Source organism: Streptomyces sp. CA-142005 (genome assembly GCF_050942335.1).
GTDB lineage: Bacteria > Actinomycetota > Actinomycetes > Streptomycetales > Streptomycetaceae > Streptomyces.
In genome coordinates, this window is sequence record NZ_CP192078.1 from 834,905 (window position 1) to 848,822 (window position 13,918).

A 13,918-nucleotide genomic window follows, 5' to 3' on the forward strand; every position below is an offset into this window, starting at 1 on the left:
CCGACGGGCGACGGGAGCTTGTTCCGTACCCTTGCGGCATGCGCATGCGCCCCACTCTGAGCTGGACCCCTACCGAGGACCTGCCGCCGGGCACCACGGATCTCGGACCGGTCGCCGCCGCGCTGACCACCGGCGGTGTGCTGGTGCTCAGCGGAGCGGGCATCTCCACCGAGTCCGGCATCCCCGACTATCGGGGCGAGGGCGGGAGCCTGAGCCGGCACACCCCGATGACCTACCAGGAATTCACCGCCAGCGCCCGGGCCCGGCGCCGGTACTGGGCGCGCAGTCACCTCGGCTGGCGTACCTTCGGCCGCGCCCGCCCCAACGCCGGGCACCGGGCCGTGGCCGCCTTCGGGCGGCACGGCCTGCTCTCGGGTGTGATCACCCAGAACGTCGACGGCCTGCACCAAGCCGCCGGCAGCGAGGGCGTCACAGAACTGCACGGAAGTCTGGACCGGGTCGTCTGCCTTTCCTGCGGCGCCCTCAGCCCGCGCCGCGAACTCGCCCGGCGGCTGGAGGACGCCAATCCGGGCTTCGAGCCGGTGGCCGCAGGGATCAACCCGGACGGCGACGCCGACCTCACCGACGAACAGGTCGGGGACTTCCGCGTCGTGCCCTGCGCGATGTGCGGCGGCACCCTCAAACCGGACGTGGTGTTCTTCGGCGAGGCCGTTCCGCCGCGGCGGGTCGAGCACTGCCGCGAGCTGGTCCGCGCATCGGCCTCCCTGCTGGTTCTGGGCTCCTCGCTGACGGTGATGTCCGGGCTCCGGTTTGTCCGGCAGGCATCCCAGGCCGGAAAGCCGGTGTTGATCGTCAACCGGGACCCGACCCGCGGCGACCGGCACGCCCTCACCCGCGTCACACTCCCTCTGGGAAGGGCCCTCACCACTGTTGCCGGCCGGCTGGGCATCCCGGTCGACGACGAGGCGGCGGACTCGGTGAAGTCGTGACGATGGCGGGACGTCACCGAGTCCCCGGAGCCGAGTGCCGGCAGAGGATCGTCACCCGGCGCTGAACGCACGCCCGAGCGTCATGTCGTCGGTGTTGCGCTTCCTGGCCGACCGGGAGCCCAGCCCCGGAGCCCAGCCCCGGGCTGACCGCTGTTCGGTGGACACCGCCGCCTGTCGCCCCTGCGCGTCGGCAGTTCGCGCCGACACTGGCACTCGGCGGAGCCATGGCCTGGACCGCCGGCAGGTTCGGTCGTCGTCGGGTGAGGTGAACATGGGGATCATCACGCAGGACATGCGTGCGATCGTCGACAGCGCGAAGCTGGCGTTCGTGGCGACGGTCTGTGAGGACGGCTCCCCGAACCTCTCCCCGAAGGGTTCGCTGCTCGTCTACGACGACGACCACCTGGTCTTCATGAACATGGCTTCCCCGACGACAGTGGCGAATCTCAGGCGGGATCCGCGGCTGGAGGTGAACGTGATCGACTTTCTCCTACGGCGTGGTTACCGGTTCAAGGGGACCGCGGAGCTCCGCGGGGAGGGCGATCCCGTGTACGCCTGGTCTCGCCAGTGGGTGCTGGACACGCACGGTCCCGACTATCCGTGCCACGAGGCCGTATTCATCCGTGTGGAGCGGGCGCTGCCGGTGGAGTCGCCCGCCTACACGTTCGGGCACTGGAGCGAGGCCGACTTGAAGCGGGCCTGGGCCGACGCCTACGGCGTGGCACGTCACTGACCTGCCCGCGAACGTGGGTGCGCTCGGCGAGCCCTGGGACGGCAGCGGGGAAGACGGCCGGCAAGCGGTCCAGGCCGACGGCGCGATGCCGGCTGTCGGTGCCCTCCGCGGCAAGGGCGGCGCACTGCCGGCGGTCGCCGCGGTCGGCCATCGCGGTGAGGAAGCGGTCGCCGGCGGCCCCGACGACGAGTCCGTGCGGGTCGGGTCTTCCTCGTGCCGTGGCAGGCGGAACCACCGGGCGTCCATCAGGCAGGCAGAGCCGTACCGTCCCGGCTCCGGACGGGCCCGGTCCGGCGTGCCTCGGCCGTCGCAGTCGACGGTGAGAACGGCCCCCAGCCCGTCGGTGAGGCCGTCGGAAGTACGGTGGCGGGCCCCGGTCAGCTTCAACGACCAGATGGCCATCGGTGCACTGCACGAGCTGGAGCAGCGAGGTCTGCGGGTCCCGGAGGACGTGGCGGTGACAGGTTTCGACGGCATTCCCCTCAGCCGCCTGGTGCGCCCGGCACTGACCACCCTGCGCCAGCCGATGCTGCGCATGGGAGAGGAAGCGGTGGAGCTGCTGGTGAAGCGCCTGAACGGTGCCCGCGCCGCCGAGCCGGCCTCGCTGATGCTCCCCGTGACGGTCGTACGCCGAGGCAGCTGCGGGTGCGGCGACCAGGAGAACTCCGGACCGGGCATCGGGTAAGAACCCCGCGCGCACATCTCCGCCGCGCCGACGCGACACCGGCGCCCACTGCGGCCGGGCTCATCTTCCAGGCCAGGATGCTGAGGTCCCGCACGGCTGGGATGACCACCTTGATCCGGCGTTTGCTCAGGTAGGTGCGGTTACGCGGGACGAGTGGGCCTTGTCCCCGGCCACAGCCTCCGGCCGGGGGCGCGGCCGGCCGGCCTGTCGGCGGCGAGGTGGATCTTGCGGGTCTGCTCACGCTCGACGAATTCCCACGCCTCCTCGGTCAGTTGTGGCGAGGTGATGCACGACGATCTACCACATGTCCTGTGCCGACGGTCGGGCGATATTCCTACCGCCCGGAGCGCGGCATCCGTACGACCGCCGTCCCTGCGGCCAGGTCCACCGTCGTCCTGTTCGGCGGGGCCCCGTCATCCTCGTTGTCCGGCAGGACAAGTGACGACTGCCGCTCCTTCAGCTCGTTCTGCTTGCCCGGGGAAAGGCTCGCATGCAATTGTTCGAATCCGGTCGCTGAGATCTGCCCCTGACGTGCGCTGTTCCGCCACGGCAGCACTCCGGCCCGCCCCGCGCGCAACAGCAGCTGGTCAACGAGGGCCAACAGGGTCAGCACGATGACCAGCCCGGGCAGGGTCATGAAGAAGACGAATTGCATGTCCCCAGGATCCGGGCCGAACCTGCGGACAGTCACCCACCCAGCTCGCCTTCGCCGGGGCGCCGGCCCCAGCCTCGTGGGCGGCCCGTGTCGGCGACGGGCCTACGCGGAGCCCTCTCGGGCCACGGGGTGCCTGCAGCGGACGGCGACGGCCGCGATGTCGTCGTCGAGTCTTCCGCCGCTGTAGTGGAGCAGATCCTCGTGAAGGCGGTCCAGCAGCTCACGGGGCGCCGCCGGGCCGAGCTGCCCCATCCACTCCGGTAGCGGGAAGAACGTGCCGGTGCGGTCCCGGGTCTCCGTCACGCCGTCGGTGTAGAGCAGGATCTGGTCGCCCGAGGCGAAGGTGATGGTGTCGACGTGGTAGTCGTCTCCGAGGAGCGCCGCGAGATTGAGGGGCGGCGAGGGAACGGTGGGCTCGAGGACGCGGATCTCCCCGCTCTGCATCAGCAGGGGTGGGGGGTGCCCGCAGTTGAGGATCTTCACATGCCCACCGAGGTGCGGGATCTCGGCGATCAGAGCGGTGGCGAAGTGTTCCGGCTGATCCGGGTCGAGCTTCGCGACGCTGTAGCGGCACATGCTGGTCTCCAGGCGGTGGATGATGCCGCTCAGGTCCGGCTGGTCGTAGGCGTTCTCCCGGAAGCAGTTGATCACCGCGGAGGCCGCCCCCACCGCTGACAGGCCCTTGCCGCGCACGTCACCGATGAGCAGCCGAACCCCGTACGGCGTGTCGGCCACCTCGTAGAAGTCGCCCCCGATGCGCGCCTGCTCCTGGGCCGCCAGGTACAGCGACTCGATCTCGACGTTCTGCACTCGGCGCGGCAGCGGGCGCAGCAGGACCTGCTGCGCCGCGTCGGCGACGAGCCGGATCTGGAAGAGTGCCTCCTCTCGCTGGAGTCGGAGATGGCTCGTGTAGGCGGCCGCCAAAGTGACCGCGACGATCGCGGCCGCCGTGTAGGGCGTTCCCAGATCGGAGTAGACGAGGCTGAGCCCGATCATGACCAGCAGGCAGAACAGCCCGAGCAGGACCGTCGAGAGCACAGGCCACATCGCGGCGGCGAGGGCGGGCGCGGCCGGCAGGAGACGGCTGAAGGCGATCTCCCTGGGGGTGGCGAAGGCCAGCGCGGCGATGAGGACCGTGAGGAGTATGGGAGACAGCAGTACGGTCTCGTGTCGGCCACCGTAAGGAGAGTGGTGCCGTCGAGGCCATCCCGTGCTGATCATAAAAAGTATCTTATCGGGGCATAACGGGCTTCGTGCCGTGGGAGCGCATGCTCCGGCGAGTGGGTTCTTCCACGACCGGGGAACTTCGCCGACGGGATCTGCCACCGCTCGAAGCCGCCGCGGTGCGGCACGATGCCCGGTCGTGGATACGGCGACACGACGAACGCCCTCCGGCGGGCCGTGATGCGGCAGCCGCGCGACGAACATGGCCGGCGTCGGCCACCCCGCAGTGGTGCTATCAAGGGTGTATGGAGGAAATTTCCGGGCACCCTCGGGGCCCGGAACGTCATCCGCCCGTCGGCCCCTCGCGCCAACGTCGCGCCTCCCTGCTGGACCCGCGTAGCGCGGCCGGTCAGGTGTTGCTTCTCCAGGTCGTCATCGTGGTCCTGCTGGTCGTCGCCGCGGCGGTGGGCATGGTGCTCCAGGCGGCGCGTGACGCTCTGCAGCAGGGGCGACGGGAGTCGGTAGTCGCGGCCCAGTCGTTCGCGGCCGCCCCTGGCGTGGCCGCGGCGCTGCAGAGCCGGGATCCGACAGCGGTGCTCCAGCCTCGGGCCGAGGCGGCGCGCAAGCGTGCGGGTGTGGACTTCGTCGTCGTCATGAGCACGGAGGGGATTCGTTACACGTATCCCTACACGCGGGAGATCGGGAAGAAGTTCGTCGGCACCATCGCGCCGGCGCTGGCGGGCCGTACCGTGGTCGAGCAGGCCGGTGGACCGCCGCTTCCCGCGGGCAAGGGCACGGCCGTTCAGGCGGTGGTCCCGGTGACCGACTCGCACGGCAAGGTGGTCGGCCTGGTCTCCGCGGGAATCACGGTCAGGAACGTGGCGGGACTGTGGATGCCCCAGCTGCCGATCATCCTGGGCAGCGGCGCGGCCGCGCTGGCGCTGGGTGTGACGGGAACGACGCTGGTGTCGCGGCGGCTGCGGCGGCAGACGCACGGCATGGCCCCGGAGGAGCTGGCGCAGCTGTACGAGCACCACGACGCGGTGCTGCACGCGGTGCGCGAAGGAGTGCTGATCACCGGCGCCGACGGACGGCTGATGCTGGCCAACGACGAGGCGGCACAGCTGCTCGGACTGCCGGCGGACGCACGGGGGCGCCCGGTGCGGGAGCTGGGACTGCCGGAGTCGATCCTGTGTGTGCTGACGTCGTCGGAGACGGTCACCGACGAAGTGCATCTCGCGGGGCACCGGTCGCTGGCGGTGAGCAAGCGGCCGACGTACCCGCAGGCCGACCGGGGAGGTTGCGTGGTGACCCTGCGGGACACCACAGAGCTGGCGGCGGTCACGGGGCGGGCCGAGGTGGCGCGGGAGCGGCTGAAGCTGCTGTACGAGGCCGGGGTGGAGATCGGGACCACGCTGGATGTGGAGCGTACGGCCCAGGAGCTGGCCGACGTGGCGGTGCCGCAGTTCGCCGACCTCGTGACGGTGGATCTCCTCGAAGCGGTGCTGCGGGGGTGGGAGCCTACGGCGGAGGGCTGGCGGCACCTGCGAAGGACGGCGATCGGCGGCGAACAGCGGATGATGCCGGTGTATCCGCTGGGCGAAGTGATCACGTTCGCGCGCCGAACGCCGCAGATGCGGGCGCTGCAGGAGCGACAGGTCGTCCTGGAGGCGGACCTGCGCCAGGCACCCGGCTGGCGGGAACAGGACCCGGAGCGCGCCGGCAGGGCCCTGGAGTGCGGGTTGCGTTCGCTGATGGCCGTACCGCTGCGGGCGCGGAACGTACCGCTGGGCGTGGCCAACTTCTACCGGACGGTGGACTCCCCGCCGTTCGAACCGGATGACCTCACGTTCGCGGACGAACTGGCCGCGCGGGCGGCGGTGGCCATCGACAACGCCCGGAGGTTCACCCGTGAGCACGCGATGGCGGTGACGCTGCAGCGCAGCCTGCTGCCGCGCAGGCAGCCGGAGCAGGACGCGCTGGAGGTGGCCTGGCGATACCTGCCCGCGGAGGCGGGGGTGGGCGGGGACTGGTTCGACGTCATCCCGCTTCCGGGCGCTCGCGTCGCCCTGGTGATGGGGGACGTGGTCGGTCACGGGCTGCACGCGGCGGCGACGATGGGCCGGCTGCGCACCGCGGTGCACAACTTCTCCACCCTGGACCTGCCCGTGGACGAAGTACTCGGGAACCTGGACGACCTGGTCGTACGCATGGACAACGAGGAGAACGCGGGCGATGCCGCGGAAGGCCGTGAGGGGGAGGGCGTGACCGGAGCGACCTGTCTCTACGCGGTCTACGACCCGGTGGCGCAGGCCTGCACGCTGGCCCGCGCGGGGCACCCCGAGCCGGTGGTGGTGCGCCCGGACGGGACGGTCACCAGTCCTGGCGTACCGACCTCGGCGCCGCTCGGCCTGGGCGGCTACCCCTTCGAAACCGTGGAGCTGTCCCTGCCGGAGGGTTCACAACTGGTGCTGTACACCAACGGCCTGGTGGAGGACCGCGCCCACGGCATGGACGTCGGCATGGACAGGCTGCGCCGGGCGTTGGACGGGTCCGGGGACTGTACGCCGGAGGAGACGTGTCAGGCGGTGATCGACGCGCTGAAGCCGTCACCCGCCTGCGACGACGTCGCCCTGCTGACGGCGCGTACCCGGAGGTTCCCACCCTCGCGTGTGGCCGAGTGGGAGGTGCCGCCGGACCCGGCGCTGGTTCCCGAGGTGCGGGCGCGCTGCCGGGAGACCTTGCTGGAGTGGGGGCTGGAGGAGACCGGATTCGCCACGGAACTGATCGTCAGCGAGTTGGTCACGAACGCGATCCGGTACGGCTCGCCGCCGGTCGGCCTACGGCTGCTGCACGGGCGCTGTCTGATCTGCGAGGTCTCGGACGGAAGCGGCACCTCGCCGCGTCTGCGGCGCGCGGCGACCACGGACGAAGGCGGACGGGGGCTGTTCCTGGTGGCGCAGTTCGCGCAGCGATGGGGCACGCGCTACACCACCCACGGCAAGGTCATCTGGGCCGAACAGATTCTTCACGACGGCGATACCGCCGCCTCGGGCCTCGCACCGGTCGACTTCCTCCTCGACCAGTTCGACCTCGACCAGTTCGACGATCCCGGCCTGTGAGCCGACGTGACCCCGGAGTGCCGCGCGCCCGGATCGCACGTCATGCCGCGCGCGTCCTGGACCCGTACCGAGATTTGAGACACGCTTTACGCGACGTGCGCAACTGCGTGCAGGTCCTCGCTGTCTGACAGAAAGTCGGGCCCGTCGGGGCACAGGAGCGAGAGAGCGGGGCAGTACGTGGGACGGCGCAAGGGTGGCATAGGGATCGCACTGGTCACGGCTGCGATGTTGGTGGGCGCGAGCGCCTGCGGCGCAGGCGGCAGTGACAAGGCCAGTGGGAACGACGACGCGAAGGCACCGGGCAAGACCGGTGCGAGCACCTCCCCGTCACCCACCAAGCCCGCCGGCCCGCCGATGCTGCTGGAGACGATCACCCCGCAGACGGGAACCACGGTCGGCGTGGCCATGCCCATCTCGGTGATCTTCACCAACCCGGTCGCGGCGAAGGCACGGGCCACGGTCGAGAAGCACATGAAGGTGAGCGCCTCCCAGCCGGTGGTCGGCGCCTGGCACTGGTTCGGCGACAGGCGCGCCGACTGGCGGCCCAAGACCTACTGGCCCTCCGGCACCAAGGTGAGGATCGACGCCGACATGAAGGGCGTCAGCAACGGCAACGGACGCTACGGCGTCCACTCCTACACCCACACCTTCACCATCGGCGACGACGTACGCGCGGACGTCTCGGTGACCGGCCACACCATGAAGGTGACCCGCAACGGCACACTGGTGCGCACCCTGTCGATCAACGCGGGCAGCGCCCAGTACCCGACGTGGAACGGCACGATGGCCGTCATCGACAAGCAGGAGAAGGTCCACATGACCTCCTGCAGCGTCGGCATCAGCTGCGACAAGGGCAGCCCCAACTACTACGACCTGACACTGCCCTGGGACGTCCACCTCACCCAGTCCGGCACCTACGTGCACTACTCGACCGGCGACCCCAACCCGGGCAGCGGCAGCGCCCGCGGCTCGCACGGCTGCGTCCACCTGTCCCTGTCCGACGCCAAGTGGTTCTACGGCCAGGTCAAGCAGGGCGACCCCGTCACCATCACCGGTTCCCCCCGCGCGAAGGCCCCGGCCGACAACGGCTACGCCGACTTCAACCTCGGATGGGACCAGTGGCTCACCGGCAGCGCGTCCGGGGAGGGGACGACCGCGACGCTGTGACGCGCCGGGGCGGGGGTGCCGAACGGCTTGCCGGTCCCTACCCCGGAAGCGTGCGGTCGTGGACTCCGGTTTGGTCCGGTGCGGCGGCCCGGCCGAGTGTCTCCCACTCCCGGGCCGGCAGGGCGAGGAGGTGTCCGATCCGCTGCGAGTCCGGCAACGGGCCGTGATCCGCGGTCACTTGGAGGGCCGAGAGCGCGGTGATGTGCCCCAGCCGGAGCGCCCGCGTGGGGGCGAGACCCCGCAGCAGGCCCGCGAGGAAGCCCGCGGCGAAGGCGTCGCCGGCGCCCACGGGCTCCACCACCGTCGTCCGTAGCGCCGGCACCGTGTGGACGCCGCTCCCGGTGAAGGCGGTGGCGGCGCGGGCGCCGTCCTTGACCACGAGGATGCGGGGATGCGGGAGCAGGCGCCGTAGACCGCTCACCGTCAGGTCCGTGCCCCACAGGCCCTGCGCCTCGTCGAGACCGACGAAGACGATGTCCGCCCGGTCGGCCAGCCGGCGCAGCACGGTGGCCGCGTCGCCGTCCGGCCAGAGGTCCGGCCGGTGGTTGACGTCGAAGCTGACCGCGTGGGGCCGCGCGTCGGCCGGCGTGGCCAGGGCCTTTGTGACCAGTTCCCGGCAGGAGGGCGAGAGGGCGGGTGTGATGCCGGTGAAGTGCAGCAGCGCCGCCGAGCGCACGGGCTCGTGGTCCAGCAGCTCGGGGCCGAGGGTGGCGGCCGCCGAGCCGGCCCTGTAATAGTGCACCCGTGTGCCGGCGGGGCCGGGGTCCTTCATGAGGAGACCCGTGGGATGGTGGGCGTCGGTGCGTACGTACGAGACGTCGACTCCGGCGGCGGACACGGCGGCGCGGACCCGTTTTCCCAGCGCGTCGTCCCCGAGCGCCGAGAGCCAGGCGACGGGGATGCCGTGGTCGGCCAGGTACATGGCCACGTTCGACTCCGCACCGGCCACCGACAGGCTCAACCGCCCGGCGCTTTCCAGTGGTTCCGGCGGGTCGGGCGCCAGGGCCGCCATCGTCTCGCCGATGCACACCACCCGTCCCGTGGAAGGGCGCCACGAGTTCCTCGCGCGGGACGATTCCGTCCCCGTCCCGGTCATGCCGGCCCCTGCCCGGGCGCCACGGACGGGACGGCACGCGAGGGCACGGCCAGCGCCGCCGGCATGCGAGAGGGCGCCGGGCGATAGGGCGCGGCGGGCGTCCCCGGTACCTCGACCCGGACGCTGAACAGGGCGCCGTCGTATCTGCCGGGCGGGTTCAGGCCCAGGCGGGCCGTGGTGATGTGCAGAACGTCGCCTTCGAGGCACACGCCCGCCGGCAGGCTCGCGGGCAGCCGTACGACGCGGTCCAGGGTGCCGTCGGGAAGGTGGCGGCGTACCGTCCCGGTGCCCCACACGGCGACCCATACGGCGCCTTCCGCGTCGATCGTCATCCCGTCGGGGCTGCCGTCGTCCACGGTGACGAAGACCTCGGGCATGCCGAGCCGGGCGGTTCGGGGGTCGACCGGATAGCGCCGGACGACGCCACGGGCGCTGTCGGCCAGGTACATGGAGCAGCCGTCGGGCGTGAACACCGGTCCGTTGGGCACGGTGATGCCGTCCAGGACGCGTACGACCGTGCCGTCGGGGTCGACCCGGTAGAGCGAGCCGGCTCCCTCGTCGGCGTCGTACGCCATGCTGCCGGCCCAGAACCGGCCCGAGGGGTCGGCCACGGCGTCGTTCATGCGCATCCGCGGGCCCGGCTTGTCCTCCGGGCTTGCGAGCCGGCTCGTGGTGCCGTCGGGGTGCAGGAGGCAGATGCCGGTTCCCGCGGCGGCGATCCAGGTGCCCGGGTGACCGGCCACGGGAGCCACGGCCCCCAGCGGGACCGGGAGTTGGGCGAGGGTCTGCAACGGGGCGGCGGGATCGTCCGGGGGCGCGAGGAGGCGACCGTCGAGGAGGTCCACAAGGACGATCCCGGCGCCCGTCCAGCGGATGCCCTCGCCGAGTTCGAGGCGGTCGGGACGGGTGGCGAGGGGGTGGGGGGTCACGGTGCCGCCTTTCGTACGGCGGTGCGGAAGGCGTGGGCGCGGGCCCTGAGCGCGTCGAGGCTGCCGCCGTCGGCGGCGTCGCCGACGAGAGGGGATCCCACGCCGACCGCCGCCGCGCCCGCGGCGAGACAGTCGCGGGCGACGGCTTCGTCGACTCCGCCCACGGGGACGAACGCGGCGTCGGGGAACGGGCCGCGCAGGGCCTTCACATACGCCGCTCCCCCGGCCTGGGCGATCGGGAAGATCTTCAGTGCCGCCGCGCCCATCCTCCGGGCGGCGATCACGTCGGTCGGGGTGAACACGCCGGCGAGCACCGGCAGCCCGAGGTCGTGTGCCGCGGGTATGGCCTCTCCCAGGCCGGGTGTGACCACGAACGTCACGCCGGCGCGGTGGGCGGCACGGGCGTCGTCGGCGGTCAGGACGGTGCCGGCGCCCAACGCGCGGTCATCACCGAGGAGTTCGCGGGCGCGCGCGATGACGGTGAGGGCGTCCGTGCCGGTGAGCGACACCTCGATGAGTTCGATGCCCTCCTCGGCCAGGGTGAGCACGGTGCGCAGCGCGGCGTCGGCGTCACCTCCGCGGACGATGGCGAGCAGGCGGTGGGCTGCCAGCGCAGCGGGTAGATCCACGAACCGGTCTCCTCGGTCTCCGTGACGGCTGATTCAGGGGCAGCGGCAGGCGGTGGTGAGCGTGAGGCGCCAGCGCAGCCGTCCCGTGGCGGGCACCTGTGCGGCGTCCTCGGGGCCGGCGTCGGCGAGGTCGAAGACGCGGCCGAGCATCGGCTCGACGCCCGTGCTGCGGTAGGGGTCCGGCTGGGGGAAGCCGCCGAGGTTGCGCCACAGCGCGATCGACACGGGCTGTCCGGGTGCAGCGCGCCCGGCCGGGGGCTGGTCGTGCACGCGCAGGCTCAGGGCCAGCCGGTCGGTGCCGTCGTGCACGCAGCACAGGTGTGTGTCCACGACGGCTCCGACCGCCGTGCCGTCGTCGGGGCCGAGCCGGTCGAGGGCCGGCCCGCGGGGGGTGGGCCAGGCACCCTCGATCCAGGGTGCGCCGGCGGGCCACGGCTCCTTCAGGAGAGGCGCGGCTTCCGGGAACAGACGGGTGGCCGCGCCCCTGCTCATGCGGAGGATCGCGTCCGGTGAGAGGTCGAGCAGGGCGTGGGCCGCCCAGAGGAAGCGGAAGCCCGGTTCGGCGGTCAGCGTGTAGTCGGCCTCGGCTCCGTCGGGCGTGGCGCGGATGGTGCGGGAGAGGGTGAAGGCGTCGCAGTGGACGCGGTCGGTGTCGCCGTCCCGGGTCCACGGGCGGGACCAGGCGTCGCCGTGGTCGGGGCGGCCGCGGACGGTCGGCAGACACTCTTCGAGCCCGCCCGCGTCCACGAACGCGTCACCGGGGACGGCCTTGTCCCGTTCCGGCACGTGGCGGTGCCACAGCCATTCGCGGCCGTCCGCGCGCAGGGAGGTCCAGCGGCCGCCGTGCGCGGGGTCGGTGACGATCTCCAGCATGCGGCTCACCACTCCGCGAACGAGCCGTCGGGGTGCCGCCACACGGGGTTGCGCCAGGCGTGTCCGCTGCGGTCGGCGGCACGCACGGCCGCCTCGTCGATGGTGATGCCGAGGCCTGGGGCGTCGCTGCGGCGGGCGTGGCCGTCGACGAACCGGAAAAGCTCGGGGTCGGCGACGTACGACAGCAGGTCGGCCTCCTTGTTGTAGTGGATGCCGCGGCTCTGCTCCTGGATCAGGAAGTTGGGGGTGGCGAAGGCGATCTGGAGGCTGGCCGCGAGTGCGATGGGGCCGAGGGGGCAGTGCGGGGCCAGCTGGGCGCCGAAGGTGTCCGCGAGGGAGGCGATCCGGTGCACTTCGGAGATGCCGCCCGCGTGGGACAGGTCGGGCTGCGCGACGGCGATCCCGGCGGTGAGAGCAGGCAGGAACTCGCCGCGGGAGTAGAGGCGTTCGCCGGTGGCCAGCGGCACCGTGCTCGCGGTGACGAGACCGGGCAGCAGGTGCTGGTGCTCGGGGAGGACCGGCTCCTCCACGAACAGAGGGTGCAGCGGGGCCAGTTCGGCCAGGACCCGGCGGGCGCCGGCGGCGGTGAAGCGGCCGTGGAAGTCGACCGCCACGTCCCGGTCGGGTCCGAGCGCCTCGCGGGCGGCCGCCACCCGCGTCACGACGGCCGCCGTCTCGGCCGCGGTCGTGATCGGTGAGGTGGCCCCTGCGGCGTTCATCTTCACCGCCGTGAAACCGGCCTCCACCTGGGCCGCTATCTGGTCGGTCAGCTCGGCGGGCTCGTCGCCGCCGACCCAGGCGTAGACGCGGACGCGTTCGCGCACGGGCCCGCCGAGCAGGGCGTGCACCGGGGCGCCGTAGGTGTGGCCGGCGATGTCCCACAGGGCCTGGTCGAGACCGGCGACCGCGCTGGACAGTACGGGGCCGCCTCGGTAGAAGCCGCCCTTGGTGAGCACCTGCCAGTGGTCCTGGATGCGCAGCGGGTCCTGGCCGAGCAGCTGTTCGGCGAGTACGTCCACGGCGGTGCGGACCACCTCGGCGCGGCCCTCGACGACGGGTTCGCCCCAGCCGACCACGCCGTCGTCGGTCTCGATCCGGCAGAACAGCCAGCGCGGCGGAACCAGGAACGTTTCAATGCGGGCGATCTTCACTTGCCGCCGGTGCCTTTCGTGTCGTCGGGGCCGTCGATCCGGTCCAGGTCGCGTCCGGCCTGCTCGAGCAGGGCGTGCATGGCGGCCTCGGCGGCCCGCGGGTCCTGGTCGCGTACGGCGTCCAGGACGGCGCGGTGGGCGGGAACCGGGTCCTCACTGTGCGGGGAGCTGTGGACCAGGCGGTCGCGGTGGGCGAGGCCGGACTCGATGACCATCTCCATGCGCTCCAGCAGCTCGTTGTGGGTGGCTGCGAGCAGGGCGCGGTGGAAGGCGAGGTCGGCCTCCACGGCGTGGCCGGGGTCGGCGTCGTGCTCCGCCATCGCCGCGACGGCGGTGTCCAGGGCGGCGAGGTCGGCGTCGGTACGGCGCTCGGCGGCCAGGCGGACGGCGGCCGGCTCGATGATGGCGCGCACCTCGGCCAGGTTGCGCAGCAGCGCCCGGTCGGCCTCGCCGGCCCCGCCCCCCTCGAACTGCCAGCGCAGGACGTCGGCGTCGAGCAGGTTCCAGTCGGCGCGCGCCCGGACGAAGGTGCCGCGCTTCTGGCGGGCGTCGACCATGCCCTTGGCCGCCAAGACCTTCAGGGATTCACGCAGGGCGGTGAGGCTGACGTCCAGTTCGCTCTGCAGCGCCACCAGATCGAGCGTGGCCCCCTCCGGGATCTCGCCGCTCAGGATGCGGCGGGCCAGCGCCTCCACGGTCTGTCCGTGCACGCCGCGGCGGGCGTAGGGCGTCATGTCGTACAGCCTTTCTCCTCGGATGTGCAC

The 13,918-nt window shown here is 72.1% G+C and carries 13 protein-coding genes; 5 read left to right on the forward strand and 8 right to left on the reverse strand.

Features of this window, described 5'->3' with window-relative positions:
• Positions 1-38: 38 nt before the first annotated feature.
• From ACQPXS_RS04210 to ACQPXS_RS04220, 3 genes are all read left to right on the forward strand, one after another.
• Positions 39-950 (forward strand): NAD-dependent protein deacetylase, encoded by a 912-nt coding sequence (locus tag ACQPXS_RS04210; protein ID WP_433447029.1) that lies wholly within the window; start codon positions 39-41, stop codon positions 948-950.
• 271 nt (positions 951-1,221) lie between these two features.
• Complete coding sequence (locus ACQPXS_RS04215; RefSeq protein ID WP_433447031.1) at positions 1,222-1,683, forward strand: pyridoxamine 5'-phosphate oxidase family protein; 462 nt, start codon at positions 1,222-1,224, stop codon at positions 1,681-1,683.
• An 85-nt stretch (positions 1,684-1,768) separates the two neighbouring features.
• On the forward strand, positions 1,769-2,368 hold the full coding sequence (locus tag ACQPXS_RS04220) for a substrate-binding domain-containing protein (RefSeq protein WP_433455702.1): 600 nt from the start codon (positions 1,769-1,771) through the stop codon (positions 2,366-2,368).
• Positions 2,369-2,702: 334 nt separating this feature from the next.
• Here ACQPXS_RS04220 and ACQPXS_RS04225 read toward each other — a convergent pair whose 3' ends face one another.
• Both ACQPXS_RS04225 and ACQPXS_RS04230 read right to left on the reverse strand, forming a co-directional pair.
• A complete protein-coding gene (locus ACQPXS_RS04225; protein ID WP_365333973.1) occupies positions 2,703-3,023 on the reverse strand; it encodes a DUF6191 domain-containing protein in 321 nt (106 codons plus the stop codon).
• A 102-nt stretch (positions 3,024-3,125) separates the two neighbouring features.
• Positions 3,126-4,244: a PP2C family protein-serine/threonine phosphatase gene (locus tag ACQPXS_RS04230; protein ID WP_433447033.1), complete on the reverse strand. Its 1,119-nt coding sequence runs from the start codon at positions 4,242-4,244 to the stop codon at positions 3,126-3,128.
• Positions 4,245-4,492: 248 nt separating this feature from the next.
• Here ACQPXS_RS04230 and ACQPXS_RS04235 point away from each other — a divergent pair, with 248 nt between their 5' ends.
• Entirely contained in the window at positions 4,493-7,309 is a 2,817-nt protein-coding gene (locus ACQPXS_RS04235; RefSeq protein ID WP_433447035.1) for a SpoIIE family protein phosphatase, read from the forward strand.
• A gap of 177 nt (positions 7,310-7,486) precedes the next feature.
• The gene (locus ACQPXS_RS04240; protein ID WP_433447037.1) at positions 7,487-8,476 is read left to right on the forward strand and encodes a L,D-transpeptidase; all 990 of its coding nucleotides are present in this window, start codon (positions 7,487-7,489) and stop codon (positions 8,474-8,476) included.
• A gap of 37 nt (positions 8,477-8,513) precedes the next feature.
• On the opposite strand, the gene ACQPXS_RS04245 is transcribed toward ACQPXS_RS04240, so the two are convergent.
• The 6 genes from ACQPXS_RS04245 to ACQPXS_RS04270 are packed head-to-tail and all read right to left on the reverse strand — an operon-like array spanning position 8,514 to position 13,888.
• Positions 8,514-9,572, reverse strand: a complete 1,059-nt coding sequence (locus ACQPXS_RS04245; protein ID WP_433447039.1) for a sugar kinase — start codon at positions 9,570-9,572, stop codon at positions 8,514-8,516.
• Positions 9,569-10,501, reverse strand: a complete 933-nt coding sequence (locus ACQPXS_RS04250) for an SMP-30/gluconolactonase/LRE family protein (RefSeq protein ID WP_433447041.1) — start codon at positions 10,499-10,501, stop codon at positions 9,569-9,571. Before ACQPXS_RS04250 ends, ACQPXS_RS04245 begins: the two co-directional genes overlap by 4 nt.
• The gene (locus ACQPXS_RS04255; RefSeq protein WP_433447043.1) at positions 10,498-11,130 is read right to left on the reverse strand and encodes a bifunctional 4-hydroxy-2-oxoglutarate aldolase/2-dehydro-3-deoxy-phosphogluconate aldolase; all 633 of its coding nucleotides are present in this window, start codon (positions 11,128-11,130) and stop codon (positions 10,498-10,500) included. The genes ACQPXS_RS04250 and ACQPXS_RS04255 overlap by 4 nt, the downstream gene beginning before the upstream one ends.
• A 33-nt stretch (positions 11,131-11,163) precedes the next feature.
• Positions 11,164-12,003, reverse strand: a complete 840-nt coding sequence (locus tag ACQPXS_RS04260; RefSeq protein ID WP_433447045.1) for a hypothetical protein — start codon at positions 12,001-12,003, stop codon at positions 11,164-11,166.
• Positions 12,004-12,008: 5 nt separating this feature from the next.
• Positions 12,009-13,154: a galactonate dehydratase gene (dgoD, locus tag ACQPXS_RS04265; protein WP_433447047.1), complete on the reverse strand. Its 1,146-nt coding sequence runs from the start codon at positions 13,152-13,154 to the stop codon at positions 12,009-12,011.
• On the reverse strand, positions 13,151-13,888 hold the full coding sequence (locus ACQPXS_RS04270; RefSeq protein WP_433447049.1) for a FadR/GntR family transcriptional regulator: 738 nt from the start codon (positions 13,886-13,888) through the stop codon (positions 13,151-13,153). The genes dgoD and ACQPXS_RS04270 overlap by 4 nt, the downstream gene beginning before the upstream one ends.
• Positions 13,889-13,918: the final 30 nt, after the last annotated feature.